We start from the raw sequence: 22204 nt of genomic DNA on the forward strand, positions 1-22204 counted from the left end.
TGCTAGCGGAGCGCAGATCCTGCCACCCGCAGGTCGGCCACCAGTGCCGCGTACGCCGCGTCCCGCTCCGCCTCGGGGGTCCGCAGCACCGCCGAGGGGTGGATCGTGCCCAGGAACGTCTTCTCCCCGCGGGAGGTCGGCAGCGTGAAGAGCGTGCCGCGGTGCTTGGTGACCCGGAAGTCCTTGGGCAGCAGCGCCTTCGCGGCGGTCGCACCGAGGCAGACGACGACGTCGGGATCGACCTGGACGAGTTCGGCCGCCAGCCACGGACGGCAGGCGGTGATGTGCCCCACGTCGGGGCTGGCGTGGATGCGGCGGTTCCCCGGCGCGGTCTGGGTGAAGCGGAAGTGCTTGACCGCGTTCGTCACGTACGTCGTGGCGAGGTCGATGCCCGCTTCCTCGACCGCCTTCTGCAGCAGTCGACCGGCCGGACCGACGAACGGGATGCCACGCTGGTCTTCCTGGTCGCCGGGCTGCTCCCCGACGAGGGCGAGCCGCGCGGTGGGCGACCCCGCCGAGAACACGACCTGGGTGGCGGGTTCCCACAGCTCGCAGCCGTGGCAGCTCGTCGCCGCCTCGCGCAGCTGCTCGACGTCGGCACCCTCGGGCACCCACTCCTGCGCGCCGGGGCGCTCGACCTTGGTCACCATGCCGTTGTCCTGACCTCTCGCGTCGGTGGTGCCCGCCACGGGCGGGCCGGCGTGACCACCCTCGCCCCCTTCGCGGCTCGCCGCCCGGCGACGAGGTCGGACGACGCGGTCACCGGGAGGGCGCCGTCGCCCCGTCCGGGAGGTCGTTGAGGACGGAGAGGGTCGCGCTCGCCCGCCGGACCGCGCTGCCCGCGCTCGGGTGGGCCGGGAGGACGTCGTCGAGGAAGCCGTAGCGACGCACGAGCTGCGACGTCGCCGAGGTGCGCGGTCCCCGGCGCAGGTGCGACCACCAGTCGGCGATGTCACCCCAGCCCGGGGCGGAGAGCGACCCGCCGAACTGCTGCACCGAGAGCCCGGCGCACAGGTTCGCGAAGGACAACCGCTGGTCCAGGGACCACCCCCCGAGCGTCGCCGTGAGGAAACCCGCCCCGAAGACGTCCCCGGCCCCGGTGGCGTCGAGGGCCTCCATGGGCAGACCGGGGACCTGCACGCTCTCGCCGCTGACCTGGTCGACGGCGACGGCACCGTCGGCCCCGCAGGTGACGACGGCCACCGGGACCAGTTCGGCGAGCGCCGCGACGGCCGCCGCCGCGGAGTCGGCCCGGGTGTAGCGCATGGCCTCGACGTGGTTGGGCAGGAACGCGTGGCAGTGCTCCAGACCGCCCAGCACGTCGGGGTTCCACTGGGTGGAGGAGTCCCAGCCGACGTCGGCGAAGACCAGCGAACCCTGCGCCTGCGCGCGCAGCACCCACGGCTGCGGGACCGCCGCCAGGTGCACGAGCGCGGCGCGCGAGACGGGCACCGCGGCGGGTTCGTCGACGGGTGCGGGGTGCTCGTGGGTGACCATCGCCCGGTCCCCGCCGTAGGCCAGCGAGACCGTCAGCGGCGAGTGCCAGTCCGCCACCCGGTAGGACGTCGAGAGGTCGATCCCCTCCTGCTCGCCGAGGGTCTGCCAGCAGAACTGGCCGTAGGCGTCGGTGCTGAACGCCGCCGACAGCGACGTCGACAACCCCAGCCGGGACGCCGCGACCGCCATGTTGGCGATCCCGCCCGGGCACGAGCCCATCCCCGAGGTCCAGACCTCGGTGCCCAACCGGGGTTCGGAGTCCAGGCCCGTCAGCACGATGTCCAGGAACACCGTGCCGCGGACGTGGACGTCGAAGGGCGTCTCCTGCTGCGTCAGCATCCCCCGATGCTGTCAGCTGGGTCAGACCGCGAGGTAGCCCCCGTCGACGGGGATCGTGTGGCCGGTGACCCAGGCGGCGTCGTCGCTGGCGAGGAAGGCGACGACGGTGGCGACGTCGCGGGCCTCGGGCATGCCGGGCTTGGGGTTCATGGCCTCCATGCGCGCCTTCATCGCGACCGGGTCGGGGGCGGTCTCGATGAACTTCTCGACCAGCGGGGTCTTCACGGTGGTCGGCGCGACGGCGTTGACGCGGATGTTGTGCGCGGCGTACTCGATCGCGGCCGACCTGGTCAGCGCCACGACCCCGCCCTTGGTGAAGGTGTAGGGGGAGATGTTGATCTGCCCACCGAGGCCCGCGGTGGAGGCGGTGTTGACGATGGCGCCGCCACCGGTCTTCAGCATGGCGGCGATGGTGTGCTTGAGGGTCCAGAACACCCCGTCACCGTTGATGCCGGAGACGAGGTTCCAGTTGGCGTCGTCCATCTCGTGCAGGGGTTGCTGCTTCCCGGCGATCCCCGCGTTGTTGAACACGACGTCGATGCGGCCGTAGTGCGCGACGGCGGCGGCGACGGCCGCCTCGACGGAGGCGCTGCTGCTGGTGTCGGTCCCCACGGCGAGGGCGTCGGGGAGGTCGGCGGCGGCCTTGCGGGCGGCGTCCTCGGCGATGTCGGCCAGGACGACCTTGGCGCCCTCCTCGGCGAGCAGCTGCGCGACGGCGAGCCCGAGCCCGGACGCGCCTCCGGTGATGAAGGCGACCTTGTCGGTGAACCTCATGGGTGTTCCTCTCCTTCGAGCGTGCAGGTCGGCGGACCCTCGAACTCTATTCGACATGTGTCGTTCTGCGTGCGAGAGGTGCACCGCACCTGCCGGGTGTTGGATGCGGGTCATGGAGAACCGAACCCTCGGGAACAGCGGCACGTCCGTCTCCCACCTCGCCCTGGGCACCATGACGTTCGGCAGCGAGACCGACCGCGACGGCTCGTTCGAGCAGCTCGACACGTTCCTGGCCGCCGGCGGGACCCTCGTCGACACCGCCGACGTCTACTCCGACGGCACGTCGGAGGAGATCATCGGCGCCTGGCTCGCCGACCGCCCCGCCGACGTCACCGAACGGGTCGTCCTGGCCACGAAGGGACGTTTCCCGACCTCACCGGAACCCAACGGCGTCGGACTGTCGCGCCGCCACCTCACCCGCGCCCTCGATGCGTCGCTGCGCCGTCTCGGCGTCGAGACCGTCGACCTCTACCAGGTGCACGCCTGGGACCCGTGGACCCCGATCGAGGAGACCCTCGCGACCCTGGACTCCTTCGTCCGCGCCGGGAAGGTCCACCACGTCGGGTTGTCGAACTTCACCGGCTGGCAGCTGCAGAAGGCCGTCGACGTGGCCGACGCGGCGGGCTTCTCCCCGCCGGTCACCCTGCAGCCGCAGTACAACCTGCTGGTGCGCGAGATCGAGTGGGAGATCGTCCCGGCGGCCGAGGAGAACGGCCTGGGCCTGCTCCCCTGGTCACCGCTGGGCGGCGGCTGGTTGTCCGGCAAGTACACCCGGGACAACGCCCCCACCGGCGCGACCCGACTCGGTGAGAACCCCGAGCGCGGGGTCGAGGCCTACGCCCGGCGCAACGCCCAGACCCGCACCTGGGCGGTCGTGGACGCGGTGCAGAAGGTGGCCGAGGACCGCGGGGCGACGATGGCCCAGGTCTCGCTCGCCTGGCTCGCGGCCCAGCCGGCCGTCAGCTCGGTGATCCTCGGGGCCCGCACCACGCAGCAGCTCACCGAGAACCTCGGCGCGGCCGACCTGGAGCTCGAGGCCGCCGAACTCGTCCTCCTCGACGAGGCCAGCGACCCCGAACCCGCGGACTACCCCTACGGCGGACCGGGTTCGACCCAGCGTTCCCGCAAGCTGCAGGGCGGTCGCTAGGAGATCAGTCCGACGGCGCGTGCGACTCCTGCACACCCTGCACGCCCGCGTCGTCGGCCTCCTCGGTCTCGGGAAGGGTCTTCCACCCCTCCTCGACCTCCGCGGTCAGTTCCTCGGACTTCTCCAGGTGCTCCTGGGCCGTGTCCTTCTGGTCGTCCTTCTGATCAGCCATCTCGTTCCCTCTCACCGGTCGTTCGGTTTGCGGTCAGCGGCCACCGCGTCCCGCGAGCCCATGGGCTGCTCGGGACCGACGGTGGTGTCCTTGTCGGTCTGCTTCTCCGCCTCGGCGTTGACCTCGGCCCCGAGCAGGATCGCGTAGCTCGTGAGCCACAGCCACATGAGCAGGACGACGACCCCGGCCATCGACCCGTAGTTCTTGGCGTAGGACGACTGGCCGGCGGTGGAGACGTAGATCGAGAAACCCGCCGAGACGATGAGCCACAGGACCGTGGCGACCCCGGCGCCGACCGACACCCACTTCACCCGCGGCGAGTCGCGATCGGGGGCGACGCGGTAGACGACGCCGAGCGCGATGAGGATCAGGGCGAGCAGCAGTACCCAGCGCAGCACGTTGACGACGATGCTGACGGCGCCGCTCGCCCCGAGGGCGTCGACCAGGACGGGGGCGACGCCGATGAAGGCGATCGCCAGCAGCATGAAGACGATGGCCCCGATCGTGAGCACCAGGGCCGTGCCCTTGCGCTTGAGGAACCCCCGCGTCTCCTTCTCGTCGTAGGCGGTGTTGGTCGCCGCCATGAGGTTCTCGACGCCGCTGGAGGCGCTCCACAGGGCCAGGAGGACGGCGACGATCGCGGTGATGCCGGCCGCGGACTTGCCGGTGGCGACGGTCTTCACCTGCTCGGTGACCAGTTGTCGGGCCGCCTCCGGGATCGCCGAGATCCCGTTGATCTGGTCGGTGATGTTCTGGGTGTCGCCGAAGATCCCCCAGATCAGGAACGCGGCGGTGAGTGCCGGGAAGATCGCGAGGAAGGCCTTGAAGGCGACCCCGGCCGCCAGCAGCGGCACCTGGTCGTCCTTGGCCTCGCCCCACGCCCGCTTGGTCACGGCGAGCCACCCCTTCGCGGGGATCTGCTGCGGGGAGTCGGCGTTCTCGCCGTGCCGGTCGACCGACAAGTCGTCACGCTGGGTCGTCTTGCTCATGGTCACCAGGGTGCCCGTCGCACCTCCGCTGCGCCCGTCGAGAGGAACACGAGCGCAACGGGTTTGCCGGGCGGCGAACTGGGTATGGAACGCCCCGGTCAGGCCGCCGAGGCCCTCCCGGCGACGAAGGAGGCCCAGAGGCCCGCGTAGTAGCCGCCTCGCTCCAGCAGTTCCTCGTGGCTGCCCTCTTCGACGACCCGGCCGAGGTCGAGCACGACGATGCGGTCGGCGCGGGCGGCGGTGGTCAACCGGTGGGCGACGACGATCGTGGTGCGCCGGCTCGCCGCGGCGTCGCTGGCGGCCGCGATGGCCGCCTCGGCCGCGGGGTCGAGCGCAGCGGTGGCCTCGTCGAGCAGCAGGACGTCGGGGTCGACGAGTTCGGCCCGGGCGAGTGCGACGAGCTGACGCTGACCGGTGGAGAGGTTGCGGCCGCGTTCGCCGACGACGAACCCGTACCCGCCCGGCAACGCCTCGATCACCCGGTCGGCGCCGACCGCGGCCGCGGCCGCCCGCACCTGCTCGGGGCTCGCCTCGGGCCGGGCGTAGGCGATCGCCTCGGCGACCGTGCCGTCGAAGAGGTACGCCTCCTGCGGGACGACGCCGAGCCGCTGCCGGAACCCTTCGAGGTCCAGCGAGCGCAGGTCGGTCCCGTCGACCAGGACCCGTCCGCCGGTCGGGTCGTAGAAGCGGGCGGCGAGCTTCACCACGGTCGACTTCCCCGCGCCGGTCTCCCCGACCAGGGCCACCGTCTCCCCCGCGCGGACGTGCAGGTCGAGGTCGGCCAGCGCCGGGTGCTCGGTGTTCTGGTAGTGGAACTGCACGCCCTCGAACCGCAGGTCCCCGCGCAGCCGGGTCACCGGGACCGGCTGCGCGGCGGGGACGACCGTGGTCGGCGTGCGGAGCAGGTCGCGCAGTCGACGCAACCCGACGGCGGCCTGCTGGTACCCGTCGAACACCTGCGACAACTGCTGGACCGGGGCGAAGAACAGGTCGACGTAGAGCAGGAACGCGACGAGGACGCCGAGCGAGACGCTCCCCTGGCGCACCAGGGAGGCACCGACGACGAGCACCAGCGCCGCCGTCACCTCGTTGAGGAACTGCACGAACGGGAAGTACGTGGCGATGTAGCGCTGGGCCCGGACCCGAGCGTCGCGGTAGGCCCACCCCTTGCGGTGGAACGCCGCGGTGTCCTCCTCGGTGCGCACGAAGGCCTGGGTGACGCGGACCCCCGCGACCGACTCCTGGAACTGGACGTTCACCGCGCTGATCCGTTCGCGGGCCTCGGTGTAGGCCGGACGGGACTTCGCCCGGAACACCAGCGTCGCGACGACGAGCACCGGGAGCACGCAGACGACGACGACCGCGAGTTCCGGGTCGAGGACGAGCATCGCGACGAACACCCCGACCAGCGACAGCAGGCTCACCAGGGCCTGGGCGACGCCGTTCTGCAGGAACGTCGACAGCGCGTCCACGTCGGTGGTCATCCGGGTCATGATCCGTCCGGCCTGCTCACGCTCGTAGTAGTCCAGCCCGAGGCGTTGCAACTGCGCGAACGTCTTGAGCCGCAGGCTGAAGAGGATCCGCTCCCCGGTCCTCCCGGTCACTCGGCCCTGCCCGACGGTCACCAGCCAGTCCGCCGCGACGACGAACGCCGCGATGGCGGAGACCCACAGCAGCGCGCGCAGGTCGTCGGCCGCGACCCCCTGGTCGAGGCCGTCGCGGACCAGCTGGGGCAGGACCAGTTGCGCCGCGGCGTCGCCGGCCACGAGCAGCATGCCCGCGAGCAGCGCCCACCGGAACGGGCGCAGCAGGTGGCCCAGCCCGAACGCGGGTTCGTGCCGTTCCGCGGCGGCGACGTCGATGGCCGGCACGTCGCGCACCGGCGGCAGCGCGGCGATCCGGTCGAGCAGTGCCGCCGAGACGGGCAGACCCGCGTCGACGGCGGCGGCTACGGCGGAGCGACCGGTGCGCGGGGTCGGGACGGGAGAACCCTTCACGGGTGCCGCCGGCACACGTTCGGGAGCGCTCGCCGGGGCCTCCTCGGTGTCGAAGAGGCGGCGGAAGACCGCGGACCGTCCCTGCAGTTCCGCCTCGGTGCCCTCGTCGACGACGCGACCGCCGTCGAGCACGACGATCCGGTCGGCCAGGCGCAGCGTGGAGCGACGGTGGGCCACGAGCAGCGTCGTGCGCCCCTCCTCGCGCGCGTCGGCCAGCGCGCCGAGGATGCGTTGCTCCACGGTCGGGTCGACCGCGGAGGTGGCGTCGTCGAGGACCAGCACGCGGGGGCGGGCCAGCAGCGCGCGGGCCAGGCCGATGCGCTGGCGCTGCCCCCCGGAGAGGGTGAGCCCCTGCTCCCCGACGAGGGAGTCCCAGCCGTGGTCGAGGGCGTCGACGAAACCGTCGGCGGCCGCGGTGCTCAGCGCGGACCGGACCGCCGCGTCGCCGGCGTCGGGGACGGAGTAGGCGACGTTCGCGCGGACGGTGTCGGAGAAGAGGAACGTCTCCTCGAAGACCAGGCCGATCGCGGCCCGCAGCGCCCGCGGGTCGAGGTCGCGGACGTCGACCCCGCCGATGCGGACGCTGCCCGCGGCGACGTCGTAGAAGCGCGGCAGCAGGTTCGTGATCGTCGACTTCCCGGAACCGGCCGTCCCGACGAGGGCGACGGTGCCCCCGGCGGGGACGTGGAGGTCGACGTCGTGCAGGACGGTGCGGTCGTCGGTGAACCCGAAGCGCACCCCGGACAGTTCCACCGACAAGGGCCCGTCCGGCAGTTCCCGGGCCGGGGTGGTGCGGGGCGCCAGGACGTGCGGACGGGTGTCGACGACCTGCAGGACGCGTTCGACCCCGGCGCGGGCCTGCTGGCCCACGGTGAGCAGACCGGCGAGCTGGCGCACCGGGGAGACGAGCTGGCCGAGGTAGGTCGAGAACGCCAGGAACGTCCCCACCGTGAGGTGCCCGTTCAGCGCCAGCCACCCGCCGAAGAGCAGCACCCCGACCTGCCCCAGCGCCGGAACCGCCTGCAGCGCAGGCCCGTAGCGGGAGTTGTAGCGCACGACGCGCATCCGGTCGGTGAACAGGTCACCGACGATCCCCTCCAGGCGGCGCAGCTCTGCGGCCTCCTGCCCGAAACCCTTGACGACCCGCACCCCCGTCACGGCGGCCTCGACGTGGGCGGCGACCTCGGCCGCCCGGGCCTGGGCGGCGAAGTTCGCCGGGAACAGGTCCCGGCGGCTGCGGAACGCGATCCACCACAACGCCGGGCCGATCGCGAGCGCCACCAGGGTCAGCGGTGGGGACAGCGTGGCCATCACGACGAGGGAGACGACGAACAGCACGGCGTTGCCGGTGACGTTGGGCAGCCAGGCGAGCAGTCCCTGGACGAGCTGGACGTCGCTGATCGAGCGGCTGACGACCTGGCCGGTGGAGAGGCCGTCGAGCTGGCGCCCGTCCATCCGCTGCACCGCGGCGTGGACCTCGTTGCGCAGGTCGAACTGCACGTCCAGCGACAACCGCCCGGCGGTGAAGCGGCGCACGAAGCCGAGGGCGTAGACGATCACCCCGGCGAGGACGAGGAGAGCGGCCCACGGCCACAGGGCGGCCCCGGGTGTGCCGATGACGTCGTCGATCATGTGCCGCACGACCAGCGGGACCATCGCGGCGACGCCGTAGGAGACGACCGAGGAGCCGAAGGCGAGGAAGAGGTCGCGGCGGTGGGCCAGGCAGTGGCCGAGCAGCCGGCGGAACCAGCCGGCGGGCCGGGATCGTTCTGAGGGCACGAAGGACGACACTAACCCCGGGTGGAACAGCGTGCCGGTTCGCGGAGTTCCGGTGAGGGTGAGCGTTGCGCTGTCCGTCCTCGACCTCTCCCCCGTCTCCTCGGGCACGCCGGCCTCGCTGGCGTTGCGCCGCAGCGTGGACCTGGCGCGGGCGGCCGAGGCGGCGGGCTACGTCCGCCACTGGGTCTCCGAGCACCACAACCTGAGCGCCGTCGGCAGCGCGGACCCGGTGGTGCTCATCGGCGCGATCGCGGCCGCGACGAGCACTCTGCGGGTGGGCGCGGGCGGGATCATGTTGCCCAACCACTCCCCGCTGGCCGTGGCGGAGTCCTTCCGGTCGCTGGAGGGTCTGCACCCGGGGCGCATCGACCTCGGCCTCGGCCGGGCGGTGGGGACGGACCCGCGCACGGCGCTGGCCCTGCAGCGTTCACGTCAGGCGCTGGCCCTGGACGACTTCGAGGAGCAGCTGGCCGAGCTGCACGGCTACGTCGACGGCTTCCCCGCGGGTCACCCCTTCGCCGGGATCCGGGCGCAGCCGGACGACGTGCCGCTGCCGCCGGTGTGGTTGCTGGGTTCCAGCGAGCACGGATCGGCGGTCGCGGCCCGGTCGGGTACGGGCTACGCCTACGCCGGGCACTTCGGCTCGGTCTCCCCCGTCGAGGTGCTGCGCTCCTACCGGGAGCACTTCGTCCCCTCCCGGTACTGGCCGCGTCCGCACGCGGTGCTGACCCTCGCGGTGCTGGTCGCGGAGACGAGCGAGCGCGCGCAGGCGCTGGCGGCGGCGACGACCCTGGCGACGACCCGGCTCCGCCTGGGGATGCCGGGGCCGTTGCCGAGCCCGGAGGAGGCGGCGGCGCACCGCTGGACCCTCGCGGAGCGCAACACGGCGGGGCGGCTGGGGTCGAAGCTGGTGGCGGGCACGCCGGAGGAGGTCGTCCCCCGGTTGCTGGACGTCGTGGAACGCAGCGGGGCGGACGAGCTGATGGTCGTGACGCAGGTGCACGACCAGGCCGAACGGGTGCTCTCCTACGAGCTGCTGGCCCAGGAGTGGTCGCGCGTCACGCAGTCCGGTGAGGACGTGAGCCGAACGGGTGAACCCGTCTGACGCAGCTCAAGCACGCAGCGTCACGGCCGACGGAGAGGACATGATCAGCCTCACGAGCACCTGGGGCTCGGCGCTGGCCATCACCACGGCCCCCGTCGAACCCGCCGCGACCTCCGCCGCCGGCGAGCGTGACCAGCGCCGCGGGCGTCCCGCGATGGTCGTGCGTCGCCTGCCCGCGACCGAGGACGAAATCGACCTCGGCCCCTCCGACGACCTGCACCCGGCGGGCCGGCTCGACATCTACCTCTGAACCTCGCGGAGCACGAGGTCGCGGAGCCCGCCGTGCTCGACGGTGAGCTCCAGCCAGGTGCCGGTGGGCATCCGCCGCCGGTCGGTGGGTGAGCCGGGGTTCAGCATCCGGGTCCCCGCGGGGGTCGTGGAGTCCCACGGGACGTGGCTGTGCCCGAAGAGCAGCACGTCCAGCGAGCCGCCGTGGCGGGCGTCGCAGCGACGTTCCCGGCCCTCCTTCGCACCCGTCTCGTGCACGACCCCGAACCGGACGCCGTCGACCTCGAAGGCCGCGAACTCGTCCAGGTGCGCGCGCACGTCCGCGCCGTCGTTGTTGCCGGCCACGCCCACGAGGGCGGCGGAGCGGGCGCGCAGGGCCAGCACCGTGGCCTCGTCGCACCAGTCCCCCGCGTGCACGACGAGGTCGGCGGACTCCACCGCCGCCCACACCGGCGCGGGCAGGTCCTTCGCCCGCGCCGGCAGGTGGGTGTCGGAGACGACGACGATCCGGGTGGCCATCAGCCGAGCTGGCGCACCCGGACGGTCTCGGGCAGCTCGCGCAACCGGCGACCGACCTCCTCGGAGGCGTGCGCGGCGATGTCGGTGACGACGTAGCCGAGGTCGCCGCGGGTCGCGAGCTGCTGACCCTCGATGTTGACCCCGGCGTCGGCGAGGACCTTGTTGATGGCCGCGAGCACGCCCGGGACGTTGCGGTGCAGGTGGGCCAGGCGCACCGTCTCGGGGGCCGTCTCGGTGTCCAGCGTCGGCAGGTTCACCGACAGCGCCGTCGTGCCGTGCAGGGCGTAGTCGCGCATCTTGGCCGCGACGAACCGCCCGATGTCCTCCTGCGCCTCCTCCGTCGACCCCGCCACGTGGGGGGTCAGGATGACGTTGGGCAGCCCGCGCAGGACGGAGTCGAACGACTGGCCGCTGCCCTTGGGCTCGGTGGGGAAGACGTCGAGGGCCGCCCCGGCGACGTGGCCGGACCGGACGTGCCGCGCGAGCGCCTCGTCGTCGACGACGAACCCGCGCGAGAGGTTGAGGAAGATCGAGCCGGGACGCATCCGGGAGAACTCCGCCTCGCCGAAGAACCCGGTGTTGGACCGGCGGCCGTCGACGTGCAGGCTGACGACGTCGGCGATCTCGAGGAGTTCGTGCAGGCTCCCGCAGCGGCGCGCGTTGCCCAGGGCGAGCTTGTCGGTGGTGTCGTAGAAGAAGACGCTCATGCCCAGCGCCTCGGCCACCACGGACAGCTGGGAGCCGATGTTGCCGTAGCCGACGATGCCGAGGCGACGGCCGCGGACCTCGTGCGAACCCGCGGCCGACTTGTCCCACACGCCGTCGTGCATCGCCCGGTCCTTGACCGTGAGGCGGCGGGTGAGGGCGATGATCTCGGCGAGCGCGAGCTCCACGACGCTGCGGGTGTTGCTGTAGGGCGCGTTGAACACGGCGATGCCGTTCGCGGCGGCGGCGAAGAGGTCGATCTGGTTGGTGCCGATGCAGAAGGCGCCGACGGTGCGCAGGTCGGTGGCCGCCTCCAGGACCTTCGCGGTCACCTGCGTCTGGGAGCGGATCCCCAGCAGCGAGACCCCCTCGACGCGGCGGGCCAGCTCGGCCTCGTCGAGGGCACCGGACGTGGTCTCGACCTCCCAACCGGCCTCGGACAGCAGCGTCCGGGCGTCGGCGTGGATGTTCTCCAGCAGCAGCGCACGTCCGCGACGGACGGGTGCGAGGTCGGGGGCGGACACGGGTTCCTCCAACTGCGAGCGGGTGCGTGGGGGGCCAGTCTCCCGCACCCGCACCCGAGGGCCGAACACCGTGCGCCCGGGAGCGCCCGCGAGCGCCCGCGAACTCAGACCGCCGCGACGGCGTCGGCCACGGGGGCGTCGCCCCCGACCAGCTCGAGCACCCGCGTCGGCCCGTCCCCGTCGACGAGGCGGTCGAGCAGGGCCAGGCAGACGGCGGCGACGTCGGCCCGGGGGACCGCCCCGCGCGCCACCGACGGGGCGAGCCGCACCCGACCCGTCGCGACGTCGTCGCTGAGCGCCCCCGGGCGCAGCACGCCGACCCGCAACCCGCTGCGCTGCAGCAGGTCCTCCTCAGCCGCCAGTTTGGCGCGGAGGTAGGCGAGGAACACCTCCCCGACCCCGTCGGGGGTGGCGCCGTCACGCACCTGCTCCACGCCCATCGAGGAGACCAGCAGGTAGGCCGGCACCGCGGCGCGCTCGGCGGCGTCGGCCAGCAGGACCGCCGCCCCGCGGTCGACGGTGTCCTTGCGCGACGCGCCGCTGTCCGGACCGGCTCCGGCGAGGAAGACCACGGCGTCGGCACCGGCGAGGTCGCCCGCGAGCGTGGCGGCGTCGAGGGTCTCCAGGTCGCGGACCAGGGCCTGCTCGCCGAGGGCCTCGAGGTCGCGCACGTGGTCGGGGTTGCGAACCAGGCCGACCACCTCGTCACCGCGGGACACGGCCGACCGGGCGAGCAGCAGGGCGATCTGTCCGTGACCTCCGGCGATGACGATGCGCATGCCCAGACCGTAGGCCAGAATCCTCCGGTGCCTTCCCCCACCACCTCCGTCCGCGCCCACCTGCGCCTGCGGGCCGATGCTCCCACCGCGGCCTCCACCCTCGTCGCGCTCGCCGACCGCCACGGGGTGGACCTGCTCTCCGAGACCCTCACCGTGACCGGTCCCGACGGCCCGGTGGAGGTCCGTGAACTCCGCTCGGGCGACGGCACCCGCCTGCACGAGTTCACCGTCCCCGCCGGGGCGAGCACGCTGGAGTACGCAGCCCAGGCCCGCACCTCGACGGGTCCCGACGCCACCCTCGGTGCCCTGGAACGGTGGGAGTTCACCCGGCCCAGCCGCTACTGCCCCTCGGACCGGCTGATCACGTTCGCGGCCGCGGAGTTCGGCCGCCTCGACGCCGGCCCCCGCCGGGAACTGCTGCCGGACCTGGTCGCGCGCTGGGTGTTCGACCACCTGGCCTACGTCAGCGGCTCCAGCCTGCCCACCGACGGGGCCCTGGAGACCCTCCTCGCCCGTCAGGGGGTGTGCCGCGACTTCACCCACCTCGTCGTGGCGGTGCTGCGCGCCCTCGACGTCCCGGCCCGGCTGTGCTCGGTCTACGCGCCGGGGTTGTCACCGATGGACTTCCACGCCGTCGTGGAGGCCGCTCCGGACGGGCGGTGGCAGGTCGTCGACGCGACCCGGCTGGCGCCGCGGGAGTCGTTGCTGCGGATCGCCTCCGGCCGCGACGCGGCGGACACGGCGTTCCTCACCACGGCCGGTCAGGTCGACCTGCAGGAGCTCTCGGTGGTCGCGGTCGTCGAGGGTGACCTGCCCCTCGACGACCACGCGCACCCGGTCGTGCTGCGCTGAGCCGAGGTCAGAGCTTCTCGGTCACCAGGGTGGCGGCGTCGGGGTAGACCTCGAGCCGCTCCTCGGGGATGGGTTCCCCCGAGACGATCGAGAGCCCGTAGGTACCGGCGTCCAGCCGCTTCAGAGCGTCCTCGACGCTGTCGAGGCGCCGACGGGCGCCGTCGAGGAGGCCCTCGTTCTCGGCGGCCTGCTGCTCGTGCGCCCCGAGGTCACCCGTGTCCTGGCCGCCCTCGGCGGCGTCGGGGGTGCTGCCGGACTCCAACCGGGCCATGAGGTCGTCGATGGTCGACTGCAGGTCGCGCTGCAGGCCCAGGAGGCGTTCGCGGGCGGTGTCGGTGTCCATGGTGGTGCTCCCAAGCGTCGACTGCGTGTTCGTGACGTCCGTTGATACCCCGTGCGGGCCCCTGGCGCAGCACGAGGTGACGAACCGCGGGGCCGGGTCCATGCTGAGCGGATGATCTCCGTCGACCTGGCCCTGCAGCTGCGCAGCGCCGGCCTGCAGTGGCACCCCGCCTCCGGCGACCGCTTCGTCATCCCCCACCGCGACATGGACTCCGACGTCTTCACCCTCAGCGACATGACGATCGAGGTCCACGACCACCCGTCGGGCAAGATCATCGGGTTCAACGGAACCACCGAGTGGGCGCTGGACTCCGTGGACCAGCCCGAGGCGTGCTGGTTGCCCGCCGAGCACCAGCTCCGGGAGCTCCTGGGCGAGCGCTTCACCCGCCTCGAACGCCGCGACGTCGGCGACACGATCGTCCACCGCGTGCTGCTGCTGGACGAACGGGGCGCCGACGCCTTCGAGGCCGAGGACGCCGCCGAGGCCTACGGACGCGCTCTGCTGCACCACGTCTCGGGCACCGGCGGCGGCAGCGTCGGGACCTCCGACGCCGCCACCACCGCCTAGACCGGGTCCTCGCCGGGGTCGTCCTCGCGGCCGGCGAGGAACCGCTCGAACTCCTCACCGAGTTCGTCCGCGGTGGGCAGGAAGGCGCTCGCCGCCCCCGTGCCGCGACCCTCGTCGCCGGAGGTGTCGTACTGCTGCTCCAGCGCCTGCACGACGGACGCGGCGTCGGCGGACTCGGAGACCTGACGGTCGACCTCGACCCGCGTCTGCGAGGCGGCCTCGAGCAGGGACTCCACGGAGGCGGCGACCCCCGTCGCCCCGGACAGCGTCCGGACCAGCACCGCGGCGGCGTCGGGGTAGTCGTTGCCCGCGAGGTAGTGCGGCACGTGGGCCAGCACGGAGAGCACGTCACGCCCGTGCTGGGAACCCCGCAGGTGCAGCAGCGCCGAGGCGTGACCGGGGACCTGGGCCTCGACGTCCCAGGTGCGGAAGCCGTCGAGCAGTTCGGGCCGGCTCGCGCTGGCCGTCACCCCCGCGGGACGGGTATGCGGCACGGCCGTGGGCGCCGCCGACAGCACGATCGTCAGCCCGACCCCCAGCTCGTCCGCGAGCCGCCAGACGGCGGTGGTGAACCGTTCCCACTGCACGTCGGGCTCGGGGCCGCTCAGCAGCAGCAGCGAGGAACCCTCCTCGTCGTGGACCCGGTGGACCTGCAGGCGGGGCGGCTCGTAGTCGAGCCAGTTCTGGCCGCCGAAGGTCATGGTGGGTCGCCGGGCGCGGTAGTCGTGGAGCTGGTCGACGTCGAAGGTGGCCACGAGCTCGTGGCGACAGGTCGCCAGGAGGTGCTCGACGCTCAGGCGGACCGCGTTGCCCGCGTCGATGAATCCGTTCAACGCCACGACGAGCGGAGGTTCCACCAGGGCGGGGCGTTCGCCCTCGTAGCTGTACAGGGAACCGGGATCGAGCATCCCCCCATCATCCCCGTCCTCGACGTGGGACTCGACACGGGTCAGCCGCGGGCGGGCACGGTCTCGACCGGGGGCAGCGGTGACGCGGCGCGCTGGGCCCGCAGGCGGTCGATCGCCGACTCGAAGTCGGAGAGGGAATCGAAGGCCTGGTAGACGGAGGCGAAGCGCAGGTAGGCGACCTCGTCGAGCTCCTGCAGGAAGGGCAACGTGGCGAGGCCCACCTGGTGGGCGTCGATCTCGGCGGCACCCTGGGCGCGGACGGCTTCCTCGACGCGGTGAGCGAGCAGCGCGATGTCGTCCTCGCTCACCGGCCGGCCCTGGCAGGCCTTGCGCACTCCGCTGGCGATCTTGGCGCGACTGAACGGCTCCGGCGCACCGGAACGCTTGATGACCGCGAGGCTCGCCGTCTCGACCGTGGAGAAGCGCTTGGAGCAGTTCGGACACTGCCGCCGACGACGGATCGAGCTGCCGTCGTCGGTCGTGCGGGAATCGACGACACGAGAGTCCTCGTGCCGACAGAACGGGCAGTGCACCCCGACTTCCTCCCCCGAGACCGGACGACAGCTCTGGTCCAGGGTCGACCGTACGTCGTGACCGACGCACGGAGCAACCGGGCGCACCACGATCAGCCCTGTTCGGGCATCGTCAGCTGTTGTCCGGCCTGCAGGGTCATGGACGGGAGGGCGTTGAGCTGGACGATCTCACCGGCCACCTCGCGCCAGTCCGCACCCGGGGACCACTGACCGGCGATCTGCGACAGGGTCTGGCCGGGGAGGACCGTCAGGACCGCGGCCGGGGGCGCGGAGGTGCGCTCCACCCCGGCCGAGGCACTGGACAGCGCACCCGTCACGGCGACGACGGCACCGGTGAGCAGCGTGGCGGCCGTGCAGGTCACCACGAGACGGCCCCGACGAGTCAGCCGCAGCGTGCGGGCGGGGCGGCGAGGCGGCGCGACGGGCCGGGCGGCGGCGCAGCGCGGACGGACGACGGCGATGCTGCGGCGGGCAGGGCGGAGCGGGCGTGCGACGACGGGCAGGGCGAGGGCGGTGGCGCTCACGAGCAGAGACCTCCAACGAGTGGCGCACCGTCGAACGGGTGTTCGACCGTGCGGGTCTGTTCTACCACCGTTCGAACGGGGGCGCGCAACCCCCGCGTTCCCGGGGGTGACGTCGACATACGCTGCCACCGGCCTCCGACACGTGCGCTGACCTGCGCGAACGCTCCGGGGGCCGAGGGTCAGGAGGCGAAGCGCCGTTCGCTGCGTTCCTTCGCCCGCGCGGTCTCGACCTCCCGGTCCCTGGGCGGCGCCGTCGTCACCAGGTCCTCGAGCAGGTGCTGCGTCGCGTGCGCGACGGCGGCCACCGCCCGGTCGAACGCCTCCTGGTTGCGCACCGACGGCCGGGTCGCCCCGGCCACCTTGCGCACGTACTGCAGCGCCGCGGCCTGGACCTCCTCCGACGTGGCGGGCGGCTCGAAGTTGTGCAGCTGACGGATGTTGCGACACATGCGCACCACGCTAGGCACCGGGACCACGACGCACAACGGACTCCCAGCCTCCTCCCGGCGCACCTCAGGACCACGGCCGCGACGTCGATGGACACGACGACCTCACCCGCCTGCTCCGCCCTGCGCCCTCGGCACCTTCCCCACCCCGCGCCGCGCGAAAACCCTCTGGAAGGCCCAGCCATGAAGGCACTGCGCGATCTGAACGTCGCCCCCAAGCTCTTCGCCGGCTTCGGCGTCGTCTGCCTCCTGCTGGCCGTCGTCGTCGCCGTCGGCCTCAACCGCCTCGGCTCCTCGCAGGCCAACCTGGACACCGTCTCCACCAGCGGCGTGGCCTCGGTGCAGACGCTGGGCGAGGTCCGCACCTCCTTCCTCACCCTGCGGATGGACATCGTCAACGCCGCGATCAACGACGACCCGAAGGCCACCGAGGCGTCGCTGACCAAGATGGGCGAGGACGACACGGCCTACGACCAGGCGTGGAGCGCCTACCAGGCCTCCAGCCCGGCCACCCCGGCCGCGGACCGGGCCCGGATCGAAGACCTCGTCAAGCAGTACCGCGCGGCGCGGGTCGAGCTCGTGACACTGGTCCGCAACAACGACCGTGCCGGCTTCGTCGCCCGGCGCAGCGCCACGACGACCCCCGTCACCGACCAGCTGCTGCCGCTGCTGGCCACCGCGGCCAAGCACGAGAAGGACGCCGCGACCGCCATGGCCACCGCCGGCTCCGCCGACTACCACGCCGCCGTCGTGATGCTGCTGGTCATCGGCGCCCTCGCCCTCGCGATCGCCGTCGTCGTCGCCGTCGTCATCTCCCGCTCCATCGCCCGCCCCCTGGCCCGCACCCTCACCGTCGTGCAGGGCCTCGCCGAGGGGCGCCTGAACCAGCGCGTCGGCTCCACCACCACCGACGAGGTCGGCCGTGTCGGCGCTGCCCTCGACGTGACCATGGACCGCCTCAACACCACCATGCGCCGCATCTCCGACTCCGCCGCGACCCTCGCCGGCTCCTCCGAGGAACTGACCACCGTCGCCACCCAGCTCTCCTCCGGCGCCGAGGAATCCGCCACCCAGACCCAGGTCGTCGCCGCCGCCACCGAGGAGATCTCCGCCAACATCGGCACCGTCGCCGCGGCCGGGGAGGAGATGACCGCCGCGATCCGCGAGATCGCCTCCTCCACCGCCGAGGCCTCCTCGGTCTCCGCCGACGCCGTGTCCAGCGCGTCGCAGGCCTCGGAGATCCTGGACCGCCTCTCCGCCTCCTCCCGCGAGATCGGCGACGTCGTCAAGCTCATCACCTCCATCGCCGAGCAGACGAACCTCCTCGCCCTGAACGCCACCATCGAAGCCGCCCGCGCGGGGGAGATGGGCAAGGGCTTCGCCGTCGTCGCCGGGGAGGTGAAGGAACTGGCCCAGCAGACCGCTCGGGCCACGGAGTCCATCACCACGCGGGTGGCGGCCACCCAGGCTGACGCGACCGAGGCCGCGTTCGCCATCGGCGGCATCAGTGAGGTCATCGCCCGCATCGACGGGTTGCAGGCCACCATCGCGGCGGCGGTGGAGGAGCAGTCGGCCACGACCTCGGAGATGGTCCGCAACGTCACCGAGGTCTCCTCGGGGAGTCAGGAGATCGCGTTGAACATCTCCGGCATCGCCGCTGCGGCGGACCAGACCACGGCGGGGGCGACCCACACGGCCACCACCGCTGGTGAGGTCTCGCGCACCGCCAACGAACTCAGCGAGCTCGTCAGCCACTTCACCCTCGCCTGATCCACCCCACCTCCGGACCCACCGGCGCCGTCCCACACCCCGCGGGGCGGCGTCGTCCGGTGGCGCCCCGACACGCCGGTTCGAACACGTGTTTGATCCTCGACCCCCGGATGACTACCGTGACGTGGATCGGACCCCAGGACGGGGCCCGGTCGTACGACTCACGCGGAACGACAGGGAGAGTGACGTGGCCGACGCGCTGGACGGATCCGGCGACACCGAACAGGTGGCGCCGATGGCCTCGATCCACCACTTCCCCGACGGTCCCTACGGCCGCGACGGGCTCACCCACCGCCAACGTCGGGTGCTCGCCGCCATCCAGGAGTGCGTCGAGCAGCGGGGTTACCCGCCGAGCATGCGCGAGATCGGTCAGGCCGTCGGCCTCACCAGCCCCAGCAGCGTCGCGCACCAGGTGAAGACCCTCGAGAAGCTGGGTTACCTGCGCAAGGACCCACGCCGTCCGCGGACCCTCGAGGTGGTCTCGCCGGCGTCGGCCCGCGGCACCATCGACGGGTTCGAGGCCACCGCGGCCGACGGCCGCCCGCGTCCGCGCTACGTCCCGGTCGTCGGCCGGATCGCCGCCGGTGGCCCGATCCTCGCCGAGGAGCTGGTCGAGGACGTCTTCGCGCTCCCCGCGCAGCTCGTCGGCGCCGGCGAGCACTTCATGCTCAAGGTCGTCGGGGAGTCGATGATCGACGCCGCCATCTGCGACGGCGACTGGGTGGTCGTGCGCCAGCAGCCGACGGCCGAGAACGGTGACGTCGTGGCCGCCATGATCGACGGCGAGGCGACGGTGAAGGTGCTGCAGCGCAAGGACGGTCACGTCCAGCTGATGCCCCGCAACCCCCTCTTCGCCCCGATCGACGGCGACGAGGCGACGATCCTCGGCAAGGTCACGGCCGTGCTGCGAAGCCTCTGAGCGAGGTCACCAGTTCGACGGCCGCCTCGATCGCCAACCGGGGCGAGGTGAGGACCGGCACGTGCAGGTCGCGCAGCAACGGCGCGGCGTCGACCATGCTCGCCTGCGCCAGGACGACGACGTCCACGGGTGGGTCGAGCGCCCGCACCTGGGTCCGGACGGCCTCCGCGACCCCGGTCGTGTAGGTCAGGACGTCACCGGACTCGAAGGACGACCAGGTGTCCGGGCAGCGGACCTCGATCAGCTGCACGGCCCGACCGGTGGTCTCCGCGCACTCGCGCAGCAGCGGCAGCACGGTCGCCGCGGCCTCGGCCAGCGAGCTCACGACCGCGATCCGCCGCCCGGCCAGGACGGCGGCCTCGGCCATCGGACGGTCGACCCGGACGACGCGCAGACCCATCTCGGCGCCGACGGCCTTGGCCGTCGGGCCGACGGTCGAGCAGGTGCACACGACGACGTCCGCGCCCTCCCCCACCAGTCGGCGCAGCCGGTCGGCCAACGCCGGACGGACGCTGTCGATCCCGCGGTCCCGCGCCGTGGTGAGCAGGCCCGTGTCGACGAGGTGACGGTCGGCGACGGTGTCGTCCCGCTCGTTCAGGAGATCGCGGAAGGCGCGCACGTGGGCGTGCGCGGTGTGCAGGAAGCCGACGGTGGCCACCTCACGAGCATGCCACCCCGGACGCACGGCGTCAGCCACCGCTACCCAGACGCCGCAACGCCTCCAGCACGGTGGGGGTCGAGGTGGTGGACCAGAAGTCGGGCAGGCTGTCGCGCAGGAACCCGCCGTAGCGGGCCGTCGCGAGCCGCGAGTCGAGCACCGCGACGACACCGCGGTCACCGGTGGCCCGGATCAACCGCCCCGCCCCCTGGGCGAGGCGCACCGCGGCGTGGGCCGCCGAGACGGACACGAACCCGTTGCCGCCGGCCGCGTCGACGGCCCGCGCGCGGGCCGACATGAGGGGGTCGTCGGGTCGGGGGAAGGGGATGCGGTCGATGACGACGAGGGAACAGCTGGGTCCCGGCACGTCGACGCCCTGCCACAGCGACATCGTCCCGAACAGCGAGGTCGCGGGATCGTCGGTGAAGTCCCGGACGAGCTTGGGCAACCGGTCGTCGCCCTGGCAGAGGATCGGGGTCCCCAGTCGCTTGCGCAGCGCCTCGGCGGCCTCCTCGGCTCCCTTGCGGCTGGAGAACAGCCCGAGGGTCCGTCCCCCGGCCGCCTCGACCAGTGCGGCGAGCTCGTCGTAGACGGCGTCGGTGGAACCCGCCCGCCCCGGCGGCGGCAGGTGCCGGGCGACGTAGAGGATCCCCTGCTTCGGGTAGTCGAAGGGGCTGCCCACGTCGACCCCCGTCCACGGCGTCTTCGAGCCCTTCTCCCCCTTGAGGCCGAAGGCGCCCGCGACGGGGTCGAAGGAGCCACCGAGGGTCAGTGTCGCCGAGGTCGCGACGACGGTGCGTTCGGCGAACAGCTTCTCCCTCAGCAGACCCGCCACCGACAGGGGTGCGATGTGCAGGGACGGCGCACGGGAGGCCGGGCCGAAACCCGCGGTCACCCAGGCGACGTCGTAGCTGTCCTGGGCGCCCCGACCGACGTCCTCCGCGAGGCGCTCGGCGACGGAGAACACGTCCTGGACGGCGGCCCGGGCCAGGTGACGCGCCCCGCGGGACTCGGCGTCCTCCTCCTTGCCCTGCCCTTCGGAGGCGTCCTTGAGGTCGCTCAGCGCGGTCCGGGCCGCGTCCCGGACGGCGACGACGGCGTCGGCGAGCTGGTCCGGCCAGCGGTCCAGGCGCCCGGGGGGCGCATCCTCGAGGGCGGCCTCGAGGGCGATGGCCGCGTCGTCGAGGTGTTCCGAGACGATCCCGGCGGAGCGGCGCAGCCGACGCGAGGCCGCGTGCAGCACCGAGGCGGACAGCTCCGCCGTCGCGACCGCCGTCACCCGGTCGGCCAGCTCGTGGGCCTCGTCGACGACGAGGACGTCGTGCTCGGGCAGCAACTGGCCCCCGCTCTCGAGGGCGTCGATGGCCGTCATGGCGTGGTTGGTGACGACGACGTCGACGGTGCGCGCGCGGGCCCGGACCCGTTCGGAGAAGCACTCGGCCGCGACCGGGCAGCGCTGGGACCCCAGGCACTCGCGGGCGGAGACCGAGACCTGCTTCCACGCCCGGTCGCTGACCCCGGGGTCGAGCTCGTCGCGGTCGCCGCTCGTGGTCGTCTCCGCCCACTCGCGCAACCGGACGACCTCACGGCCCAGCCGGCCGTCACCCCCGGCGGAGGCGTCGCTGGTGGGCGCGGCGATGTCGAAGAGCGCGCCCTCGTCGGCGGGGAAGCCGCCGTCGATCTTGTTGCGGCAGAGGTAGTTGGACCGCCCCTTGAGGAGCTCCCAGGTGGGTTCGCGGTGCAGCTGCGGGGCGATCGCCGCGGCCAGGCGCGGCAGGTCGCGTTCCACGACCTGGGCCTGCAGGGCGAGCGTGGCGGTCGTGATGACCACGCGACGGTCGGCGTGCACGGCGTGCGCGACGGCGGGCACGAGGTAGGCCATCGACTTGCCGGTGCCGGTACCGGCCTGGACGAGCAGGTGACGACGGGTGCGGATCGCGTCGGTGACGGCCTGGGCCATCCGTGCCTGCCCCTCGCGGCGCTGACCGCCGAGCGCGTCGACGACGACGTCGAGCAGGTGGGCGGCTTCGGGACCCTCGACCTCGCCGGGGGCTGACGCGGGGGTGTCGGTCGAAGCACTCACGGGGTCATCCTCCCCCGTGCCGACCTCGGTCACGGCCACCGTCCACA

The 22204-nt window shown here is 73.0% G+C and carries 23 protein-coding genes; 7 read left to right on the plus strand and 16 right to left on the minus strand.

Annotated features, from left to right (window positions below; translation table 11 throughout):
• Positions 1-2: 2 nt before the first annotated feature.
• From OG218_RS04200 to OG218_RS04210, 3 genes are all read right to left on the minus strand, one after another.
• Positions 3-650, minus strand: coding sequence for a UdgX family uracil-DNA binding protein (locus OG218_RS04200; protein WP_328291946.1), 648 nt, complete (start codon positions 648-650; stop codon positions 3-5).
• 109 nt (positions 651-759) lie between these two features.
• Entirely contained in the window at positions 760-1836 is a 1077-nt protein-coding gene (locus OG218_RS04205) for a PfkB family carbohydrate kinase (RefSeq protein WP_328291947.1), read from the minus strand.
• Positions 1837-1857: 21 nt separating this feature from the next.
• Positions 1858-2610 (minus strand): SDR family NAD(P)-dependent oxidoreductase, encoded by a 753-nt coding sequence (locus tag OG218_RS04210; protein WP_328291948.1) that lies wholly within the window; start codon positions 2608-2610, stop codon positions 1858-1860.
• Between the two features lie 112 nt (positions 2611-2722).
• On the opposite strand from OG218_RS04210, the gene OG218_RS04215 reads away from it, so the two are divergent.
• Complete coding sequence (locus OG218_RS04215) at positions 2723-3757, plus strand: aldo/keto reductase (RefSeq protein WP_328291949.1); 1035 nt, start codon at positions 2723-2725, stop codon at positions 3755-3757.
• Positions 3758-3761: 4 nt separating this feature from the next.
• On the opposite strand, the gene OG218_RS04220 is transcribed toward OG218_RS04215, so the two are convergent.
• The 3 genes from OG218_RS04220 to OG218_RS04230 form a co-directional block, all read right to left on the minus strand.
• Entirely contained in the window at positions 3762-3929 is a 168-nt protein-coding gene (locus OG218_RS04220; RefSeq protein WP_328291950.1) for a hypothetical protein, read from the minus strand.
• 11 nt (positions 3930-3940) lie between these two features.
• A complete protein-coding gene (locus OG218_RS04225; RefSeq protein WP_328291951.1) occupies positions 3941-4918 on the minus strand; it encodes a YihY/virulence factor BrkB family protein in 978 nt (325 codons plus the stop codon).
• Positions 4919-5016: 98 nt separating this feature from the next.
• Entirely contained in the window at positions 5017-8694 is a 3678-nt protein-coding gene (locus tag OG218_RS04230) for an ABC transporter ATP-binding protein (RefSeq protein WP_328291952.1), read from the minus strand.
• A 58-nt stretch (positions 8695-8752) separates the two neighbouring features.
• On the opposite strand from OG218_RS04230, the gene OG218_RS04235 reads away from it, so the two are divergent.
• Positions 8753-9799, plus strand: coding sequence for an LLM class flavin-dependent oxidoreductase (locus OG218_RS04235; protein WP_328291953.1), 1047 nt, complete (start codon positions 8753-8755; stop codon positions 9797-9799).
• A gap of 40 nt (positions 9800-9839) precedes the next feature.
• Positions 9840-10049, plus strand: a complete 210-nt coding sequence (locus OG218_RS04240) for a hypothetical protein (RefSeq protein WP_328291954.1) — start codon at positions 9840-9842, stop codon at positions 10047-10049.
• Here OG218_RS04240 and OG218_RS04245 read toward each other — a convergent pair.
• From OG218_RS04245 to OG218_RS04255, 3 genes are all read right to left on the minus strand, one after another.
• Entirely contained in the window at positions 10040-10546 is a 507-nt protein-coding gene (locus OG218_RS04245) for a metallophosphoesterase family protein (RefSeq protein ID WP_328291955.1), read from the minus strand. The genes OG218_RS04240 and OG218_RS04245 overlap by 10 nt on opposite strands.
• Positions 10546-11775: a phosphoglycerate dehydrogenase gene (serA, locus tag OG218_RS04250; protein WP_328291956.1), complete on the minus strand. Its 1230-nt coding sequence runs from the start codon at positions 11773-11775 to the stop codon at positions 10546-10548. Before serA ends, OG218_RS04245 begins: the two co-directional genes overlap by 1 nt.
• 104 nt (positions 11776-11879) lie before the next feature.
• Positions 11880-12554, minus strand: a complete 675-nt coding sequence (locus tag OG218_RS04255) for an NAD(P)H-binding protein (RefSeq protein WP_328291957.1) — start codon at positions 12552-12554, stop codon at positions 11880-11882.
• A gap of 27 nt (positions 12555-12581) precedes the next feature.
• Here OG218_RS04255 and OG218_RS04260 point away from each other — a divergent pair, with 27 nt between their 5' ends.
• A complete protein-coding gene (locus OG218_RS04260) occupies positions 12582-13406 on the plus strand; it encodes a transglutaminase-like domain-containing protein (protein ID WP_328291958.1) in 825 nt (274 codons plus the stop codon).
• Positions 13407-13413: 7 nt separating this feature from the next.
• On the opposite strand, the gene OG218_RS04265 is transcribed toward OG218_RS04260, so the two are convergent.
• Positions 13414-13749 (minus strand): TraR/DksA family transcriptional regulator, encoded by a 336-nt coding sequence (locus OG218_RS04265; RefSeq protein WP_328291959.1) that lies wholly within the window; start codon positions 13747-13749, stop codon positions 13414-13416.
• 111 nt (positions 13750-13860) lie between these two features.
• On the opposite strand from OG218_RS04265, the gene OG218_RS04270 reads away from it, so the two are divergent.
• Positions 13861-14316 carry a pilus assembly protein CpaE gene (locus tag OG218_RS04270; protein WP_328291960.1) on the plus strand — a complete coding sequence of 152 codons (456 nt, stop codon included), beginning with the start codon at positions 13861-13863 and terminating at the stop codon, positions 14314-14316.
• Here OG218_RS04270 and OG218_RS04275 read toward each other — a convergent pair.
• From OG218_RS04275 to OG218_RS04290, 4 genes are all read right to left on the minus strand, one after another.
• Positions 14313-15224 (minus strand): proteasome assembly chaperone family protein, encoded by a 912-nt coding sequence (locus tag OG218_RS04275; protein ID WP_328291961.1) that lies wholly within the window; start codon positions 15222-15224, stop codon positions 14313-14315. The two genes, OG218_RS04270 and OG218_RS04275, sit on opposite strands and share 4 nt — an antisense overlap.
• A gap of 41 nt (positions 15225-15265) precedes the next feature.
• Positions 15266-15757 carry a transcriptional regulator NrdR gene (nrdR, locus tag OG218_RS04280; protein WP_328291962.1) on the minus strand — a complete coding sequence of 164 codons (492 nt, stop codon included), beginning with the start codon at positions 15755-15757 and terminating at the stop codon, positions 15266-15268.
• Positions 15758-15849: 92 nt separating this feature from the next.
• Positions 15850-16281 carry a LysM peptidoglycan-binding domain-containing protein gene (locus OG218_RS04285; RefSeq protein ID WP_328291963.1) on the minus strand — a complete coding sequence of 144 codons (432 nt, stop codon included), beginning with the start codon at positions 16279-16281 and terminating at the stop codon, positions 15850-15852.
• A gap of 179 nt (positions 16282-16460) precedes the next feature.
• Positions 16461-16730, minus strand: coding sequence for a DUF2277 domain-containing protein (locus tag OG218_RS04290; RefSeq protein ID WP_328291964.1), 270 nt, complete (start codon positions 16728-16730; stop codon positions 16461-16463).
• A gap of 180 nt (positions 16731-16910) precedes the next feature.
• On the opposite strand from OG218_RS04290, the gene OG218_RS04295 reads away from it, so the two are divergent.
• Together OG218_RS04295 and lexA are read left to right on the plus strand one after the other, a co-directional pair.
• The gene (locus OG218_RS04295) at positions 16911-18497 is read left to right on the plus strand and encodes a methyl-accepting chemotaxis protein (RefSeq protein WP_328291965.1); all 1587 of its coding nucleotides are present in this window, start codon (positions 16911-16913) and stop codon (positions 18495-18497) included.
• Positions 18498-18732: 235 nt separating this feature from the next.
• The gene (gene lexA, locus OG218_RS04300) at positions 18733-19416 is read left to right on the plus strand and encodes a transcriptional repressor LexA (RefSeq protein ID WP_442906459.1); all 684 of its coding nucleotides are present in this window, start codon (positions 18733-18735) and stop codon (positions 19414-19416) included.
• On the opposite strand, the gene OG218_RS04305 is transcribed toward lexA, so the two are convergent.
• A complete protein-coding gene (locus tag OG218_RS04305) occupies positions 19391-20074 on the minus strand; it encodes an aspartate/glutamate racemase family protein (protein ID WP_328291967.1) in 684 nt (227 codons plus the stop codon). The genes lexA and OG218_RS04305 overlap by 26 nt on opposite strands.
• Positions 20075-20105: 31 nt before the next feature.
• Positions 20106-22157 carry an ATP-dependent DNA helicase gene (locus tag OG218_RS04310; RefSeq protein ID WP_328291968.1) on the minus strand — a complete coding sequence of 684 codons (2052 nt, stop codon included), beginning with the start codon at positions 22155-22157 and terminating at the stop codon, positions 20106-20108.
• Between the last annotated feature and the right edge of the window lie 47 nt (positions 22158-22204).

It is taken from the genome of Kineococcus sp. NBC_00420, assembly GCF_036021035.1.
Lineage (GTDB): Bacteria > Actinomycetota > Actinomycetes > Actinomycetales > Kineococcaceae > Kineococcus.